Consider the following 18,350-nt stretch of genomic DNA (forward strand, 5'->3'; position numbering starts at 1 on the left):
CGCGCCGCGATCGACCGTGGCGGCCCCGTCGCGGTCTGCTACGTGCTCGACGAGGAGTCGGCGGGCATCCGTCCGCTCGGGGGCGCCTCCCGCTGGTGGCTGCACGGCAGCCTCGCAGCCCTCGCCGCCGACCTGCGCGAGCACGGCGCCCCGCTGATCCTGCGCCGCGGGCCGGCCGAGGCCGTCGTCCTCCAGCTCGCCGAGGAGATCGGCGCCGGAGCCGTGCACTGGAACCGCCGCTACGGGAGGGCCGAGCGCACCGTCGACGCGGCGGTGAAGGAATCGCTCCGCAACGGCGGCCTCGAGGCCGAGAGCCACCAGGGCTCGCTGATGTTCGAGCCGTGGACCGTGCAGACCGGCGCCGGCGGCCCCTACTCCGTCTACACGCCCTTCGCCCGCGCCTGCCGCGCCAAGCCGACGCCGCGCGCGCCGCTCCCCCGCCCCCGCTCGCTCGACGGCGTCACGGGAGACATCGCCTCCGACTCCCTCGACGACTGGGAGCTGCTCCCCACGCGTCCCGACTGGGCGGGAGGGCTGCGCGAGCGCTGGGTCCCCGGCGAGAGGGCGGCGGCCGACCGGCTGCGCGCGTTCCTCGCGGAGCAGCTCGACGACTACGCCGACGGCCGCGACCGGCCGGCGGAGGACGCCACCTCGAACCTCTCCCCGCACCTGAGGTGGGGCGAGATCAGCCCCTTCCAGGTGTGGCACGCCCTGGAGGAGGCGCACGCGAAGGGCCTGCACCGCGGCGACGGCAGCGACCGGTTCCTCTCCGAGGTGCTCTGGCGCGAGTTCTGCTACCACCTGCTGTTCCACTGGCCGGATCTGGCGACCGCGAACTTCGACACCCGGTTCGACTCCTTCCCGTGGGGACGCCCCGGCCAGGAGGCGATCGACGCCTGGCACCAGGGGCGCACCGGCTACCCCCTGGTGGACGCCGGTATGCGCGAGCTCTGGAGCACCGGCTACATGCACAACCGGGTCCGGATGGTGACCGCGTCGTTCCTGATCAAGAACCTGCTGGTCGACTGGCGGGTGGGCGAGGAGTGGTTCTGGGACACCCTGGTCGACGCGGACCCGGCGAGCAACGCCGCGAACTGGCAGTGGGTCGCGGGCTCGGGAGCCGATGCGTCGCCGTTCTTCCGGGTGTTCAACCCGGTCACGCAATCGAGGAAGTTCGACCCGGCCGGCGAGTACATCCGCCACAACGTGCCGGAGCTGGGCGGAGTCGAGGGCGCGGCCGTGCACGAGCCGTGGACGCTCGAGGACACGCTGACCGGAGGCGCGGACGGCTACCCGGCGCCCCTCGTCGACCTCAAGGAGACGCGGGCGCACGCGCTGGACGCCTTCGCGCAGATCAAGAGCGCCCCGCGCGACATCTCGCCGAGGGGCGACGACTGAGCGTCGCCGGCTAGACGCGTCCCGCCGGGCCGGCGGAGCGGCCGGACCCGGCGAGCGGGTCCTCCTCCCCGCCCTGATCGCGCAGATCGCGGGCCGGGATGCCGACGAGCACCGCCCCGTCGGGCGCGTCCTTCACCACGACGGCGTTCGCGCCCACGCTGACGTCCGATCCGAGCACGAGCGGGCCCAGGACGACCGCGCCGGCGCCGACGACCACCCGGTCGCCGAGCGTGGGGTGCCGACGCTCGCGCCGGGCCGACCTCCCGCCCAGCGTGACGGAGTGGTAGAGCATGCAGTCGTCGCCGATCCGCGCGGTCTCGCCGATGACGACGCCCATGCCGTGGTCGATGAACAGGCGTCGGCCGATGGTCGCACCGGGGTGGATCTCCACCCCGGTCGCCGCGCGCGCCGCCTGGCTGAGCAGCCGGGCGGGCAGGCGGAGGCCGCGCCGCCACCAGGCGTGCGCGACGCGGTGCACCCAGACCGCGTGCACTCCCGGGTAGGAGAGGACGACCTCCACCGCGCTCCGGGCGGCGGGGTCGCGCTCCCGGGCGGTGCGGACGTCCTCGCGGAGCAGGGCGAGGAGCCCGGGACGCTCCGGTCCGGACGGGACGCGGCGCTCCGGCCGACCGTCGCGTCCGGAGCGGGGCGTCCCGGCTCGTCTCGAGGGGCTCAGCTGCGGAGGTCCTCGTACAGGACGGTCGAGATGTACCGCTCGCCGAAGTCGCAGACGATGGCGACGATGGTCTTCCCCGCGTTCTCGGGGCGCTTCGCGACCTCGAGCGCGGCCCACATGATCGAGCCGGAGGAGATGCCGCCGAGGATCCCCTCCTGCGCGGCCATCTCGCGGGCCACCCGCACGGAGTCGTCGAGCGTCACGTCGATGATCTCGTCGTAGACCTCGCGGTCGAGGATCGCGGGGACGAAGTTGGCGCCGATGCCCTGGATCTTGTGCGGCCCGGCGGTGCCCTGGGTGAGGAGCGGGGAGTCGATCGGCTCCACTCCGATGACCTGCACGCCGGGCTTGCGCTCCTTGAGCACCTGGCCGACTCCGGTGATGGTGCCGCCGGTTCCGATGCCGGCCACGAAGACGTCGACCTCGCCGTCGGTGTCCTCCCAGACCTCCTCCGCGGTGGTGCGGCGGTGCACCTCGGGGTTGGCGGCGTTCTCGAACTGGCGGGCGAGGATCGCGCCGGGGGTCTCGTCGACGATCGCGCGGGCGCGCTCGACCGCGCCGCGCATGCCCTCGCTGCCGGGGGTGAGCACGATCTCGGCTCCGTAGGCGCGGAGGAGGACCCGGCGCTCGACGGACATCGTCTCGGGCATCGTGAGGACGACCTTGTAGCCGCGGGCGGCACCCACCATCGCGAGCGCGATGCCGGTGTTGCCGCTCGTGCCCTCGACGATCGTCCCGCCGGGGTGCAGCTCGCCGGAGGCCTCGGCCGCGTCGATGATGGCGACGCCGATGCGGTCCTTCACGCTGTTCGCAGGGTTGTAGAACTCGAGCTTGGCGAGGACCGTCGCCTGGTCGGCGCCCTCCAGCCGGTTGATGCGGACGAGAGGGGTCCTGCCGACGAGCTGGGTCACGTCGTCGTGGATGCGTGCCATGGTGTGCGCTTTCTGCCGGGGCCGGCCGCCCGGGGCCCCGGAGCGGTGGGTGGAACGGGTGCTGCAGCGCCCCTCGGAGCGGCGCTCCCCCCACGATACGGATGCATCGACCCGAGGTCAGCACTCCGGACGCGCCCGCTCCTGCGCATCACCCGCCAGCTCCTCATCTCCACCGGGAGGAGGACGCCCCGCGGGCGCACCCGTCACGTACCATGAACCCGGGGGATCGCGCGACTGCTCGCGAGGCTTCTCGCCACCCTCCCTCACATCTCCGCGGCCCGGCGCCGCGTCGAAAGGACGACCGCTCCATGGCACTTCCCACTGCATCCCGCCGCTCCGTCCGGCCGCTCGGGATGTCGCTGCGGGCGGTCATGGGGTTCATCGGGATGAGCGCCGTGGCGGGCGTCCTGATCACCGTCGGCGTCACGCCGGCCCTCGCGCTGACGGGCCTGGCGACGAGCAACACGATCGGCATGTTCCAGAACCTGCCGGGCTACCTCGACGTGGGCCAGCTGATGCAGCGCACCAACGTCTACGCGAGCGACGGGACGACCCTCCTCGCCTCCGTCTACGACCAGAACCGCGTCGAGGTCGGCTGGGACGACGTCGCGCAGTCCGCGAAGGACGCGGCCGTCGCCGGCGAGGACCCGCGCTTCTACGAGCACGGCGGCATCGACCTCCAGGGCACGCTCCGGGCCATCGCCGTCACGCTGACGGGCGACGACCTGCAGGGCGGGTCGTCGATCACGCAGCAGTACGTCAAGAACGTCCTGGTGCAGAAGGCGGAGTCGATCACCGACGAGGCCGCGCGCGACAAGGCCTACCAGGAGGCGACGGACCCGACCCCCGAGCGCAAGCTCAAGGAGATGCGCCTCGCGATCGGACTCGAGAAGGAGGCGTCGAAGGACGACATCCTGCTCGGCTACCTCAACATCGCCCTCTTCGGGGGCACCGTCTACGGCATCGAGGCCGCGGCGAACTACTACTACGGCATCCCCGCGAGCCAGCTCTCGACCTCGCAGGCGGCCGCGCTGCTGGCGATCGTGAACAACCCGGCGAAGTTCCGCTTCGACAACCCGGGCGACGAGGCGAACGGCGCCGCCAACGGCTACGCCGCCACCAAGGAGCGCCGCGACTACATCCTGTCGGAGGAGCTCAAGCACGGCCGGATCGACCAGGCCGCGCACGACGCGGCCGTCGCCGAGCCGATCACCCCGAACATCACGGAGCCCTCGACCGGCTGCACCACCGCCGGCAACGCCGCGTACTTCTGCGACTACGTGCTGAACGTCCTCCGCAACGACTCCGTCTTCGGGGCGACCGACGACGAGCGCTACCAGCGCATCCGCCAGGGCGGCTTCGACGTCGTGACGACCCTCGACCTCGACATCCAGCAGGTCTCGCAGGCGGCGCTCAACGCCTACATCCCCTCCGTCGACCCGCGCTTCCAGGTCGGCGCGACGGCCGCCTCCGTCGAGGCGAAGACGGGCCGCGTGCTCTCCATGGTGCAGAACACGCAGTACAGCCAGGACGAGCAGTTCCTCGCCGCGAACCCCGGCTACAGCGCGATCAACCTCAACGTCGACCTCAGCATGGGCGGCGGCTCCGGCGTGCAGACCGGATCGACCTACAAGGTGTTCACGCTGGCGCAGTGGCTGAAGGCGGGGCACACCGTCAACGAGTCGTTCGCCTCCCCCACCTCCGGCTTCAGCTCCTACCCCCAGAAGTGCAACGTCGAGGGCGACGGCGGCTACTACGGCAAGTTCTCGCCTCGCAACGACGACCCGTCGGAGGACGCGAGCTCGATGAGCGCGCTCGGCGCGACCACGAACTCGATCAACACCGGCTTCATGGGAATGGCGCAGCAGCTCGACCTCTGCGACATCCGCACCACCGCCGAGTCGTTCGGGATGCACCGCGCCGACGGCCGCGAGCTCGCCAACGGGCCGGCCTCGGTCCTCGGGACGAACGAGATCGCGCCCTTGACGGTGGCCAACGCCTACGCGGGGATCGCGAACGACGGCACGACCTGCTCGGCGATCGTCATCGACCGGATCACCGACAGCGAGGGCAACGCCGTCGCCGCCCCGGCATCGGCGTGCACGCCCTCCGTGTCGCCCGAGGTCGCCCGAGGGATGCAGTACGCGATGCAGCGGGTGATGACCTCCGGAACGGCCTACGCCTCGAACCCCTTCGACGGGATCGAGCACATCGGCAAGACGGGCACCACCGACGAGGCCGCCGACGTGTGGACGGCGGGCGCCAGCAAGGCCGCCTCCCTGGCGGTCTGGGTCGGCAGCATCAACGGCTTCGCCGACAACACCAAGCAGAACCTGCGCTTCATCAGCCTGACGGGCGAGAAGGGGACCATCCGCGCCTCCAACGCCCGGCACGCCATCTGGAAGCCGATCATGACGGCGCTCGACGAGAAGTACGGCGGCGACGACTTCACGGCACCGCCTGCCTCGATGCTCGCGTACTCGCCGCGATCGGCGGCGAACTCCGAGGTCCCCGACGTCACGGGCGAGACGGTCGAGAGCGCCACGGCGATCCTCACCGCCGCCGGTTTCGTCGTCGGGATGCACGAGTCGGTCGACTCCGCGACGATCCCGGAGGGCTCCGTCGTGTCGACGACGCCGAGCGCGGAGGAGACGGCGGTCGCCGGCGGGGTGATCCCCCTCCAGGTGAGCACGGGCAAGGCTCCGGCCAATCCGAACGACATCTCGGACCTGAACGGCGACCTGATCGAGTAGAGGCGTCGCCCGTCCCGTGAAGGGGCCGATCCCTCCGGGGGCCGGCCCCTTCTGCTGTCGTGGCGACGGGCCTGCGCGGGCGCCGTCGTGCCGACTCCGGGCGGACGGGCGTCCGGCGCGGCCGTGGCGCGCCTCGTCGGGGATGTCGCAGGCCTCGCCTAGGGTGCTGGTGCAGCGAGAGGATCCATCCTGAAGCGACCGAACGTCCCCGTCTTCCAGCCCCGTCGGACCGTCCACGGGGCTCTCGGCGCGCTGTTCGGATTCGTGATCGTCAGCGTCCTGGCGGGTCTGCTCGCCTCGCTCGTGGTCGCCCCCGCCGCCGCGCTCACCGGCGCGGCGACCTCCGGCACCATCTCGGCGTTCCAGTCCCTCCCGAGCTACCTCGAGGTCGGGCGCCTGATGCAGAAGAGCGACGTCTACGCGGGCGACCCGGACGATCCGACGCTGCTGGCCTCCTTCTACGACCAGAACCGGATCGAGGTGCCGGCCGACCGGATCGCCGACTCCGTGAAGGACGCGCTCGTCGCGAGCGAGGACCCGCGCTTCTACGACCACGGCGGGATCGACCTGCAGGGCACCCTCCGCGCCATCGCCAGCACCTACCTCCTCGACGGCGACACCCAGGGCGGCTCGTCGATCACGCAGCAGTACGTGAAGAACGTGCTGGTGCAGAAGGCCGAGTCGATCCCGGACGAGGCGGACCGCGACCGCGCGTACGCGGAGGCGACGGCGACCACGGCCGAGCGCAAGCTCAAGGAGATGCGGCTCGCGATCGGGCTCGAGAAGGTGTCCTCGAAGGACGACATCCTCCTCGGCTACCTCAACATCGCGCTGTTCGGAGGCACCGTCTACGGCATCGAGGCCGCGGCGGAGTACTACTACGGCATCCCGGCGGCCGACCTCTCCCTCGCGCAGTCCGCCTCGCTCCTGGCCATCGTGAACAACCCCGAGAAGTTCCGCTTCGACCGTCCGGACGACACGGCCAACGGCGAGGCGAACGGCTACGCGCAGACCCGGGAGCGGCGCGACTACATCCTCGACCGGATGCTCGAGACGGGGAGCATCGACCAGGCCGCGCACGACGCCGCGGCCGCCGAGGCGATCACCCCCGACCTCACCCCGCCGTCCACCGGCTGCCAGACGGCCGGCAGCGCGGCCTACTTCTGCGACTACGTGACCCACGTCCTCCGAGACGACCCGGCGCTCGGAGCGACCGACGACGAGCGCTACGCGGCGATCAAGCAGGGCGGGATCAAGGTCTACACGACGATCGATCTCGATCTGCAGAGGACCGCGCAGGAGCTGATGGACGAGCAGGTCCCCTCCTCCGATCCGCGCTTCGACGTCGGGGCGACGGCGGTCGCCGTCCAGAACGGCACCGGGCGCATCCTCACGATGGTGCAGAACAAGCGCTACAGCCAGGACCCGGACGTGATCGCGAGCGGGCCGGAGTTCTCGGCGATCAACCTCAACGTCGACGCGTCCGCGGGCGGCGGCAACGGCTTCCAGACCGGCTCCGCCTACAAGGTGTTCACGCTCGCCGAGTGGCTCGACCGCGGGCACACCCTGCTCGAGCAGTTCGACTCGAAGCAGAAGAACTGGACCGGCTTCGCCGACAGCTGCGAGGGCACCTGGGACTACGACTCCTACAACCCCAAGAACGCCGGCGACGGCGGCTACACCGACACCCAGACGGCGCTGTACTCGACGATCTACTCGCTGAACACGGGCTTCACCGGGATGTCGCACCTGCTCGACCAGTGCGAGATCCGCAAGCAGGCCGAGGCCTTCGGAGTGCACCGCGCGGACGGGACCGCGCTCGTGCAGTCGCCGGGAGCGGTCCTCGGCACCAACGAGATCGCACCGCTCACCATGGCGACCGCCTATTCCGGCATCGCCGCGAACGGCACGACCTGCACCCCCGTCGCGATCACGGCGATCGTCGGAGCGGACGGCCGCGAGATCGAGCCGGTGGAGACGACCTGCAGCCGGGCGGTGTCGTCGAGGGTCGCGTCGGCGATGCAGTACACGATGCTCAAGGTGACCGCCGAGGGCACGGGTGTCGAGGACGATCCGAAGAACGGCATCCAGCACATCACCAAGACGGGCACCACCGACAACTCCGCCGACACCTGGGCCATCGGGGCCTCGACCGAGACCTCCCTCGCGGTCTGGGTCGGCAGCATCTCGGCACGCGCGGACGGGTCGAGGGTGAACCTCGACTCGATCGACTTCGACAGCGGCTGGGCGCCCTCGGCACGTCACCGGATCTGGAAGCCGTTGATGACGGCGATCGACTCCCGCTACGGCGGCTCCGACTTCCCGCAGGCCGACCAGTCGCTCGTCGCGGCGCCGCAGGTCACCGTGCCGGACCTGTCGGGCCGGACCAGCGACTCCGCCGCGCAGGCGCTGACCGCCGCAGGGCTCACTCCCGGAGCGACGTCGCAGGTCGACTCGACGCAGCCGATGAACACCGTGGCCGGCACAGGTCCGGCCGCGGGCACCCGCGTGGACAAGGGCTCGGTGGTGGGCGTGCAGCTGAGCACGGGGAAGGCGCCGCCCGCTCCCGCTCCGGGCGGCTGACACCGCAGGTCAGGGACGTCGCCGGTCGGCGAGGATCTGCGACGGGAACGGGTCAGGGGGAACGAATCAGGGAAGCCGGCTCAGGGCCCGACGGCTCCGGCGGGGAGGAGCCCGAACTCGACGAGCTCGTCGTCGGTGAGCAGTCGGCTTCGGATCATGAAGCGCTTGCCCTCGGGGGCTTCGACGCTGAATCCGCTGCCCCGTCCGTCGACGAGGTCGACGGTGAGGTGGGTGTGCTTCCAGTACTCGAACTGGGAGCGGGACATCCAGAAGTCGATCGGGTCCAGGCCGTCGAGCCGGAGCGATTCGACGAGCACGTCCGAGGCGCCGGTGCGGAACATCCCGGCGGGGAAGCACATCGGGGAGCTGCCGTCGCAGCATCCGCCCGACTGGTGGAACATGAGCGGCCCGTGCAGCGCCGTCATCTGGCGGAGCATGCCGGCCGCCTCCGCAGTGACGTCGACCCTCGTGGAGGTCATGGGTGGTGCTCCTTCGCTCGTGGTGCGGAATGTCTATATGCGCCCGACCGCTGACGGCGGACGCTCCTCCGGGCGGCATCTCGATACGCCGCTGCGCGGACTACTCGATCAACATGAGGGGGCGCCCCCTCGTCCGATGCCTCACCCGAAGGGCCGAGCACCGTTCTCCCGCGCGTCGTCAGGTGCCTCGCCCGCAGGGCCGAGCACCGTTCTTCCACGCGCCGCCAGGTGCCTCGCCCGCAGGGCCGAGCACCGTCCTCCCACGCGCCGTCAGGTGCCTCTCCCGCAGGGCCGAGCACCGTTCTCCCGCGCGCCGTCAGGTGCCTCGCCCGCAGGGCCGAGCACCGAACGGCGGATCCGCGTGCCAGCGGATCCGTCTCGGTGCGGACGCTCCCCGCTCCTCCCCACCCGGCCACATCGGCGAGCCGACCGCGGCACGGGCGACGAGGAACGAGGAGCGCGTGCACATCAGCTCAGAAGAAGCCCATCGGTCCTTCCGCGTAGGAGACGAGGAGGTTCTTCGTCTGCTGGTAGTGGTCGAGCATCACCTTGTGGTTCTCGCGTCCGATGCCCGACTGCTTGTAGCCGCCGAACGCCGCGTGCGCGGGGTACTGGTGGTAGGTGTTCGACCAGACGCGGCCTGCTTCGATGGCCCGGCCGGCGCGGTAGAGCTGGGCGCCGTTGCGGCTCCACACGCCGGCGCCGAGGCCGTAGAGGGTGTCGTTGGCGATGCCGATCGCGTCGTCGAAGTCGTCGAAGGAGGTGAGGGCGAGGACGGGGCCGAAGATCTCCTCCTGGAAGATGCGCATCGAGTTGCGGCCCTCGAACACGGTCGGGTTGACGTAGTAGCCGCCGCTGAGCTCGCCGCCGAGGTCGGCGCGGTCGCCGCCGATGAGCAGCTTCGCTCCCTCCTGCTTGCCGATGTCCATGTAGGAGAGGATCTTCTCGAGCTGGTCGTTCGAGGCCTGGGCGCCGATCATCGTGGCGGTGTCGAGCGGGTTGCCCTGTTTGATCCGCTTGACCCGCTCGAGGCCGTCTCCGACGAAGTCGTCGTAGATCGAGCGCTGCACGAGCGCCCGCGACGGGCAGGTGCAGACCTCGCCCTGGTTGAGGGCGAAGAACGAGAAGCCCTCGAGCGCCTTGTCGTAGAAGGAGTCGCGTTCCGCGGCGACGTCGGCGAAGAACACGTTGGGGCTCTTGCCGCCCAGCTCCAGCGTCACCGGGATGAGGTTCTCGCTGGCGTACTGCATGATCAGGCGGCCGGTGGTCGTCTCGCCGGTGAAGGCGATCTTGCGGATGCGCGGGTGGGAGGCGAGCGGGGCGCCCGCTTCGAACCCGAATCCGTTGACGACGTTGAGCACGCCGGCGGGGATGAGGTCGCCGATCAGGTCGAGCAGCACGTGGATGGACGCCGGCGTCTGCTCGGCCGGCTTCAGCACCACGCAGTTGCCCGCGGCGAGCGCCGGCGCGAGCTTCCACACGGCCATCAGGATCGGGAAGTTCCAGGGGATGATCTGCCCGACCACGCCCAGCGGCTCGTGGAAGTGGTACGCAATCGTGTCGTGGTCGATCTCGGAGACGCCTCCCTCCTGCGCGCGGATCGCTCCGGCGAAGTAGCGGAAGTGGTCGATGGCGAGGGGGATGTCGGCGGCGAGGGTCTCGCGCACGGGCTTGCCGTTCTCCCACGTCTCGGCGACGGCGAGCAGCTCGAGGTTCGCCTCCATGCGGTCGGCGATCTTCAGGAGCATGTTCGAGCGCTCGGCGGGGCTGGTCTTCCCCCAGCTCGCGAACGCCTTCCAGCCCGCCTCGACGGCGCGGTCGACGTCGGCGGCGGTGCCGCGGGCGATCTCGCAGAAGGGCTTCCCGGTGATCGGGGTGATGTTCTCGAAGTACTGGCCGCTCGCGGGGGCGACGTACTCGCCTCCGATGTAGTGGTCGTAGCGCGAGCGGAAGGAGGCGACGGATCCCTCCGTGCCTGGATTCGCGTAGACCGTGGAACCGGGCTCCTGCGGTGCCTGCTCGGCGACCTGGTCGGCGTACAGCGTCATGTGGACCTCCATCGACGTCGTTGTCGTGGGCGCGGGGTGGGCGCCCGGTCCTGACGCTACGTCGCGGGGGGTTGCACGACGTTGCACGGGTCGACGCACCGGCGGGAGCGGCGAGGACGGAGACCGGACCGGCCGGGCGGAGACGCGGCCGCCCGAGGAGGAGGGCCCCGCGGCCCGGACCTCAGACGCTCGCGAGCAGGCGCTGGGCGATCCGGCTCATGTAGACGCCGTAGGTCACCGTGGCCGCTGCGGCCCCCGCGCCGACCCAGGACCACACCTGCGGCCAGGCGGAGCCGTCGACGAGGACCACGACGACTCCGATCGCTCCGACCAGCGTCGTCCAGGTGGCGAGCCAGAGGTCGAGGGTCCGGCCGAAGATCCTCGCCATCGGGTAGAAGTGCAGGCCCACGATCACGGCGATGGCCGGCACGAGGAACCGCTCGAGCCCGGTGCCGGTGAGGACGCCCACCGCGACACCGATCAGCACGCCCTCCGCGGCGAAGACCGCCCCGAACAGCAGACCGTTCGGCTTCGCCGCGTGGTCGGCGTCGGTGAGCTCCACCGCCATCCTCCGCCGGGCGACGAGGAGGCGGACGGCCTGCACGGCGAAGACCACGGCCGCGAGCGCGCAGAGGGTCACGGCGGTCGTCGCCGCCGGTGCAGGCCAGCCGACCGTGGTGTCGCTCGCCCACCACATCGTGAAGACCGCCATCAGGAGCAGACCCCCCGCGACTCCGCTCGCGAGGGCCCGGGGAGGTGGTGCGAGGGTGCTCATGCGTCGAGGCTAGCGAGACGGCTCCGCGGCTGGACGCTCCGGCGGGAGTCCCGGGAGCGGACGGGAGGGCTCAGCGCTGCTCCGCCTCGATCGTCTCGAGGTGCGCGGCGACACCGGCACGCCGGGGCGAGCGGGGCGGGAGGACGCGCAGGAGCTCCCGCCACACCTCCGCGTCGTCGCGGCCGTCGGGGCCCTCCGCCCAGGCGAGGAGGGTCGCGGGCGCCGCATCGGCGAGGACGCTCGCCCGCACCCGCAGGCGCAGCTCGCCGGCGATCGCCCGGATTCCCGGCGCCTCGGACGAGGGCAGCGGCGCGCCCCGGTAGGCGTCCAGGGCGAGGCGGTGGGAGCCGCGGTCGAGCAGGCCGAGCACCTGGCGGGCGTCGAGGTCGACCGGGCTCGCCAGGCGGTAGGGGCGCGAGAGGGGCACCAGGCGCGGGAGGGTCGGCTCGAGCGCGCGGCGCAGCCGCACCATCTCGGCGCGGACGGTGACCACCGCGTCGTCCCGGCCGTGGAGCAGGAGGGCGAGCTGCTCGGCCGAGAGCCCGGCCCGGTGCCAGGCGAGCAGGGTCAGGATCTCGGCGTGCCGGGTGCTCAGCTCGAGCGTCGCTCCGGCGGCCGTCACCAGGCCCGTCTCGCGCCCGAGGACCCGCAGGCTCGGCGCCCGGGCCGCCGCTGTGCTCCGTGCAGCGGGCCGCCGCGGGCGGAGGAGCCGCTGCACCATCAGCTCGCTCTCGACGGCGGCGGCGGTCGCCTCCATCAGCGGGAGGGTCTGCGGGGCGACGACGTCGGCGCCGCCGGTGATGTCGATCACTCCGAGGATCTCGTGCGTCTCGGGGTCGTGCACGGGGACGGCGGTGCAGCTCCACGGGTGCACGAGCGAGGCGAAGTGCTCGGCGCCGTGGATCTGCACGCCGTGATCGAGCACGAGGGCCGTCCCCGGCGCGGACGTCCCGACGTCGGGCTCGGCCCACGCGGCGCCCTCGACGAACGACATCCCCTCGGCGAGGCTCTTGAGGTGCTGGTCCCCGTCGATCCAGAGCAGCCGCCCGAGCGCGTCGCCCACCGCGACGAGCACGCCGCTGTCCTCGTCGGCGTCACGCACCAGCAGGCGGCGGATCACCGGGAGGACCGAGGCGAGCGGATGCCCGGTGCGGTACTCGCGGAGGTCGTCGCCCGAGAACGAGAGCGGTGCCGTCAGCCGGTCCGGATCGAGGCGCCGCCGCCGTGCGCGCTCCCACGACTCCTCGACCAGCGCGCGCCGCCGACCGCTGCCAGGGCGGGCCAGCCACGGGTTGGTCATGCGCTCCGCCTCGTCGTCGGGTCGGTGGGAGTCGACGCTACTCCGCGGAGCGCGCCGGCGCCTCTCTCCGCGCACCGGAACGGCGGCGCCCCCGCACCGCCAGCAGCAGCACCGCCGCCACCAGCACCGCGACGCCCAGGACGGCTCCCGCGGTCAGCCGCTCCCCCAGCACCGCCACGCCGAGGAGGGTCGCGGTCGCCGGCTCGAGGAGGGTGAGCGTCGAGACGGTCGCCGCGGGCAGCGCTCGCAGGCCGCGCGCGAAGAAGGTGTAGGCCACGGCGACCGTCACCACTCCGAGCCAGAGCACGGCCGGGATCGAGCCGGAGAGCCGCGACGGATCGCCCAGCAGCAGGAACGGGAGCGCCAGCAGCGCCGCGGCTCCGAACTGGGCTCCCATGGCGGCGACGGGGCTGAGCCCGCGCTCGAGCAGCAGCTTGCCGCAGACGGCGTAGAGCGCGTAGGAGGCGCCGGCGCCGGCCGAGGCGGCGAGGCCGGGGAGCGTCACGCCGCCGGATCCGCCGCCGCTGAGGAGCACCACGCCGACCGCGGCGAGCGCGGTCGAGGCGAACCAGCGCGGGCTCGGGGTCGTCCGCAGGACGAGCCACTCCAGCAGGCCGGTGAAGGCGGGAGCGGAGCCGAGGGCGACGATCGTGCCGACCGCGACTCCGTTCTGCGCGGTGCCGGTGAAGAAGGCGGGCTGGTACGCGGCGACGCCGACCGCTCCGAGCACGACGAGCAGCACGACGGCGCGGGTCGGGCGGGAGCGGCTCCGCCGGCGCAGAGCCTCCACGCCGAGGAGAGCGGCCAGCAGGGCGCCGCCGAGGACGATGCGCGCCGCCCCGAGGAGGAGCGGATCCACGCCCGCCGCTCCGAGGGCCTGGGCGGTCCCCGTCGTGCCGAAGCAGACGGCGGCGAGGAGGACGGCGCCGATCGCCGAGGTCCGGGCCCCGCTCATCCCGCCCCGCTCCCCCGGCCGCCTGATGACCGGCTCCCAGTGTCCCAGGGATGGGCGCGTGCTCTTCCGCCTCTCGCACCGGGGGCCCAGGATGGAGGGACCGGACTAGCGGAGGAGCACGACGTGGGCATCGCGGAACCGTTCGACCTCGAGGACCACCACCGCAGCGCGCACGGCGCCCTGCGCGAGCACTTCTCGGTGCGCGAGTTCGAGGAGGTGCCGCTGGACCGCGAGGCCATCGTCGCCACCGCGTACCTGCGGGCGATCGAGCACGCCACCGTGGCCCGGGTGCTCCCCCTCGCGCGCGCCCACCCCGACGAGCAGGTCCGCGCGTTCGCGTCCGTCTGGGCCGCCGAGCGGCACCGGATCGCCGACGCCCTGGGCGACGTGCTCGCGGCCTCGCCGCAGATCCGCGGCATCGACATCCGCCCGCCGGAGCCGACGGTGAGGTCGCGCCCGCTCCTCGACCGCGCCGCGGCCTCCCTCGCCGGCCCCGTCGCGCTGGCCCTCGCGGTGGACGCCCGGGTCGCGGTGCACGGCTACCGCCGGCTCGCCCGGCTCTCGCTGCACCCCGAGATGGAGCGCCTCGCCGAGACGGTCACGGGCATCCTCGAGCGGCAGGCCGACTTCTTCACGGTGCACGCGGCGGGACGCCTCGGACGCCCGCTGCCGCGCCGGGTGCAGGCGGCCGGCCTGCTCGCCGTGCTGCGCCTCCCGATCGGCGAGGCCGACCTGCCGGAGGCTCTCGCCCGCGAGGGTCGGGAGCTCGTCTTCGGCCGGGACGACGGCGGACTCGACGGGATCGACGCGGGCGTCGTCGCGGCGTTCGCGCTGCCCTGCACGGCGGCCCGGCGGCTCGTGCACCCGTACCGGCAGGTGTCGATCCGTGCCGCGCACCGCCTCGGACGGCTCGCCGCCGACACCCGCGCCGCCGTCACGACCCTGCTGGAGCAGGTGCGCGAGTAGCGGCGGCGCTCAGCCCAGCAGCTCGCGCACGTCCTCGGCGGTGATCCCGCCGGTGGCCGCCGCGCCGTCGTCCGACATGACCGCGGCGAAGAGCGCGGCCTTCGCCTCCTTGAGGGCCATCACCTTCTCCTCGATCGTGTCCTTCGCGACCAGGCGGTAGACCATGACCGAGCGGGTCTGGCCGATGCGGTGCGCGCGGTCGACCGCCTGCGACTCGGTGGCGGGGTTCCACCACGGGTCGAGCAGGATGCAGTAGTCGGCCTCGGTGAGGTTGAGCCCGAAGCCGCCGGCCTTGAGCGAGATCAGGAACACGCCCGCCGCGCCCGAGCGGAACCGCTCGATGACCTCGTCGCGCTTCTTCGTCGCTCCGTCGAGGTAGGCGTACTCGATGCCCGCCGCGTCCAGCCGGCCGCGGACCCGGCCGAGGAACCGCGTGAACTGGCTGAACACCAGCACGCGGTGCCCCTCGCCGAGGGCGTCGCCCAGCAGCTCGTCGAGCAGGTCGAGCTTGGTCGAGGGCACGCTCTCGTGCGCCTCGTCGACCAGTGCCGCGTCGAGCGCGACCTGGCGCAGCACGGTCAGCGCGCGGAAGATCGCGAAGCGGTTCTTCTCGAAGTCGCCGATCAGGCCCAGCACGCGCTGCCGCTCCCGCGCCAGGTAGGTGTCGTAGACCTTCCGCTGCTTCGGGCCGAGCTCGACCTCGAGGGTCTGCTCCTGCTTGGGCGGCAGCTCCTTGGCGACGAGCTCCTTGGTGCGCCGCAGCATCAGCGGGCGGATGCGCCGCCGCAGCTGCGAGAGCTTCTCGCTGTCGGCCTCGCGCTCGATCGGCTTCTGGTAGAACTCGACGAACCCGGCGGGCGAGGGGAACAGGCCCGGAGCAACGATCGACAGCAGCGACCAGAGCTCCATCACGTTGTTCTCCATCGGCGTTCCCGTGATGGCCAGCTTGAAGGGCACGTCGAGCCGGCGCGCGAGCTGGTGCGTCGCCGACTGGCGGTTCTTGACGAACTGCGCCTCGTCGAGGAGGAGCCCCGACCACTGGATGCCCGAGTACGACTCGTAGTCGAGCCGGAACAGGGCGTAGGAGGTGACGACCAGCTCGGCCTCGCCGATGACGCTCGAGAGCGCCTTCCGCTTCTTCTTCGACGTCTCGTCGATCCCGACGACGCGGAGGTCCGGGGCGAAGCGCTTGGCCTCGCCGACCCAGTTGGGCACCACGCTGGTGGGAGCGACGACGAGGAACGGGCGCGGCGAGGTGCCCGCCTCCGCGGCCGCGGCGCGCTGCTCCTGCATCACCCGGGTGACCAGGGCGAGGGACTGCACGGTCTTGCCCAGGCCCATGTCGTCGGCGAGCACGCCGCCGAGCTGGTTGTCGTAGAGGAACGAGAGCCAGTCGTAGCCGAGCTGCTGGTAGGGCCGCAGCTCCACGGCGAAGCCCTCGGGCAGGACCCGCGACTCCAGCGCACCGGTCGCGGTGAAGCCGGAGAGCCCCTCCACGGAGCGGCGCCACGCGGCGGCCTGGGCCTCCACGACGCCCAGCTCGACCAGCTCGTCCCAGAGGGAGGACTGGAACCGGCTGATCCGCAGGGTCTCGCCGGGGTCGTCCGAGAGCTCGCGGGCCTCGGCGATCAGCTCGCGGAGGCGGCCGAACCGCTCGTCGTCGAGGGCGAAGTAGACGCCGCTGGGCAGCACCATGTACTCGTCGCCGCGGGCGAGCGCGAGGAAGATCTCGGCCAGCGGGACCGCCTCGTCGTTGACGGTGACGGAGATCTCGAGGTTGAACCAGTCGCGGCTGTCGGGCTGGGCGACGGTCTGCACGGCGACCACGGGCGCGGTCTGCGCCTCGCGGTACTCGACGCGCTCGCCGATCTCCTCGATCTCGACGGTGCCGAGCTCGCGGAGCCGCTCGACCTCGCCGGTGAGGAAGCCGACGGTCTGCATGCCGCGCAGGTCGAAGGTGGGGCGCAGGCGCCTGCTCGACGGGGACACCAGGGCAGGCGTCGACTCCGGGTCGAGACCCGCTCCCACGAGGGAGTCGAGGATCCGCTGCTCGGCCTCGGGGTCGCGGTAGCCCGCGTCCTCGCCGACCCGCAGCGGGAGCCGCTCGGCGTCCACGCCGCCGCGCGCTCCCTCCACTCCGTAGCGCCACCACCACGAGCCGCGCAGGCCCGCGCCGTCGGTGTGCTCGAGGGTGAGGCCGAGGCGCGGCTCGGGCACCGCGGGCGCCTCGAAGGAGCCGTCGCGGGAGACGATGTCGAACAGCCGGTGCAGCCGCTGGTAGTGCTCGGTGAGGAACGCCGACTCCTCGGCCACCGGGATGCGGATGGCCTCGCGGCTCCAGAGGAACGTGCGCGCGGAGGACAGCAGCGGCGCGGCGAACGGGATGAGCGTGACCGGGCGGGCGCGCATCTCGTCGCCGCCCTCCCACGTGTAGAGGCCGACGGCCGGGTCGCCGATGAAGCCGAACTCCTCGGGCGCCGGGTGGTCGCCGATCGCGACGAGCGAGCGCAGCTCGAGGCCGGCGGCGGTGCGCGTGACGTCGATGGAGGCGGTGGCCGTCGTGTCGAGGATCTTCAGCGGCGTCTGGTCGCGGTCGCCCATCACCAGGCCGATGCCCGCGCGGACGGCGCCGTGCAGTGCCGCCCAGATCGCCTCGCTCCGGCACTGGTCGAGGTAGAGCCAGGTGTCGGGCGAGTAGTAGCTGGAGGCGCTGTGCCCGGAGAGCAGGCCCTGCATCTCGCGGATCACGTCGATCTGGCGCTCGTCGTAGTCGTGGCTGTAGTGCAGGTAGCCGAGGTCGCGCCAGCTGGTGCCGGTGCGGACCCAACGATCGCGGTCGCCCATCCGCACCGGGCGCACGCCCAGGCGCGGGCGCGGCTCGGGCGGCGGCCGGTAGGAGTTGTAGCGGCCGGGCGGGCGACGCACGGGCTCGCCGGGCAGCAGCTCGAACTGCAGGCCGAGCGGGATGCCGGTGTGCGAGCGCTCCGCGCCGGCGAGGAGTGGGGCGAGCGCGCTGCGCCACTCCGGGACGGCGTCGACAGCGGCCTCGCCCGGGAAGGGACCGGCCACTCCGCCCTCGCGCTCGCGGCGCAGGGCCTCGATCAGGACGGCGGCGACGTGCTTGCACTCGTGCTTGACCGGGCAGCTGCAGGCGCCGCCGAGGAGGGTCCAGTGCTCGCCCTCGTCGCGGAGCTGCACGCTCACGGCGTACGGCGAGCGCCCGGATCCGCGGACCTGGCCGAAGAGGCGGGTGCGGCCGCCGAACCACTGCAGCTCGCGCACGCGGCCCTCGTCCGCGTACGCGGTGCCCTTCTCGACGGCGGCTGTTCCGACGAGGGCGCGGATGTCCTGCTCGGAGAAGGGCTCGTGGCCGGCGGTCACCGGCCCGGGTGCGGCCGACGGCAGCACCTCACCGGGGGGACTCTGGCGGGCCATGGACCTCACGCTCTCCGCGCTCGAACGAGCGCATCCGTCTATTCAACCCG

General features: G+C 72.4%; 12 protein-coding genes. 4 read left to right on the plus strand and 8 right to left on the minus strand.

Going from position 1 to position 18,350, the window contains the following annotated elements; genetic code table 11:
- Positions 1-1,398: deoxyribodipyrimidine photo-lyase (locus tag C5C74_RS13175; protein ID WP_104351689.1), on the plus strand; the 1,398-nt coding region annotated here is incomplete at its 5' end.
- 10 nt (positions 1,399-1,408) lie between these two features.
- On the opposite strand, the gene epsC is transcribed toward C5C74_RS13175, so the two are convergent.
- The gene (gene epsC, locus C5C74_RS13180; RefSeq protein ID WP_104351696.1) at positions 1,409-1,975 is read right to left on the minus strand and encodes a serine O-acetyltransferase EpsC; all 567 of its coding nucleotides are present in this window, start codon (positions 1,973-1,975) and stop codon (positions 1,409-1,411) included.
- A 95-nt stretch (positions 1,976-2,070) separates the two neighbouring features.
- Positions 2,071-3,006 (minus strand): cysteine synthase A, encoded by a 936-nt coding sequence (cysK, locus tag C5C74_RS13185; protein ID WP_104225927.1) that lies wholly within the window; start codon positions 3,004-3,006, stop codon positions 2,071-2,073.
- Positions 3,007-3,314: 308 nt separating this feature from the next.
- On the opposite strand from cysK, the gene C5C74_RS13190 reads away from it, so the two are divergent.
- Together C5C74_RS13190 and C5C74_RS13195 are read left to right on the plus strand one after the other, a co-directional pair.
- Positions 3,315-5,759, plus strand: a complete 2,445-nt coding sequence (locus C5C74_RS13190; protein ID WP_159939720.1) for a penicillin-binding protein — start codon at positions 3,315-3,317, stop codon at positions 5,757-5,759.
- 264 nt (positions 5,760-6,023) lie between these two features.
- Positions 6,024-8,342 (plus strand): transglycosylase domain-containing protein, encoded by a 2,319-nt coding sequence (locus C5C74_RS13195; protein ID WP_104351690.1) that lies wholly within the window; start codon positions 6,024-6,026, stop codon positions 8,340-8,342.
- Positions 8,343-8,422: 80 nt separating this feature from the next.
- Here the strand turns inward: C5C74_RS13195 and C5C74_RS13200 are convergent, their stop codons facing one another.
- From C5C74_RS13200 to C5C74_RS13220, 5 genes are all read right to left on the minus strand, one after another.
- The gene (locus C5C74_RS13200; protein ID WP_104351691.1) at positions 8,423-8,821 is read right to left on the minus strand and encodes a DUF779 domain-containing protein; all 399 of its coding nucleotides are present in this window, start codon (positions 8,819-8,821) and stop codon (positions 8,423-8,425) included.
- 473 nt (positions 8,822-9,294) lie between these two features.
- Positions 9,295-10,869: an aldehyde dehydrogenase family protein gene (locus C5C74_RS13205; protein WP_104233506.1), complete on the minus strand. Its 1,575-nt coding sequence runs from the start codon at positions 10,867-10,869 to the stop codon at positions 9,295-9,297.
- Between the two features lie 181 nt (positions 10,870-11,050).
- A complete protein-coding gene (locus C5C74_RS13210; RefSeq protein ID WP_146083079.1) occupies positions 11,051-11,644 on the minus strand; it encodes a hypothetical protein in 594 nt (197 codons plus the stop codon).
- Positions 11,645-11,714: 70 nt separating this feature from the next.
- A complete protein-coding gene (locus tag C5C74_RS13215) occupies positions 11,715-12,944 on the minus strand; it encodes a GAF domain-containing protein (RefSeq protein WP_104224191.1) in 1,230 nt (409 codons plus the stop codon).
- Between the two features lie 37 nt (positions 12,945-12,981).
- The gene (locus C5C74_RS13220; RefSeq protein WP_104351692.1) at positions 12,982-13,899 is read right to left on the minus strand and encodes an EamA family transporter; all 918 of its coding nucleotides are present in this window, start codon (positions 13,897-13,899) and stop codon (positions 12,982-12,984) included.
- Positions 13,900-14,022: 123 nt separating this feature from the next.
- On the opposite strand from C5C74_RS13220, the gene C5C74_RS13225 reads away from it, so the two are divergent.
- Positions 14,023-14,865, plus strand: coding sequence for a hypothetical protein (locus tag C5C74_RS13225; RefSeq protein WP_104351693.1), 843 nt, complete (start codon positions 14,023-14,025; stop codon positions 14,863-14,865).
- A gap of 9 nt (positions 14,866-14,874) precedes the next feature.
- Here C5C74_RS13225 and C5C74_RS13230 read toward each other — a convergent pair whose 3' ends face one another.
- Positions 14,875-18,300: a DEAD/DEAH box helicase gene (locus C5C74_RS13230; protein WP_104224188.1), complete on the minus strand. Its 3,426-nt coding sequence runs from the start codon at positions 18,298-18,300 to the stop codon at positions 14,875-14,877.
- Between the last annotated feature and the right edge of the window lie 50 nt (positions 18,301-18,350).

The sequence above is a fragment of the Rathayibacter sp. AY1E8 genome (assembly GCF_002931415.1).
Taxonomy (GTDB): domain Bacteria; phylum Actinomycetota; class Actinomycetes; order Actinomycetales; family Microbacteriaceae; genus Rathayibacter.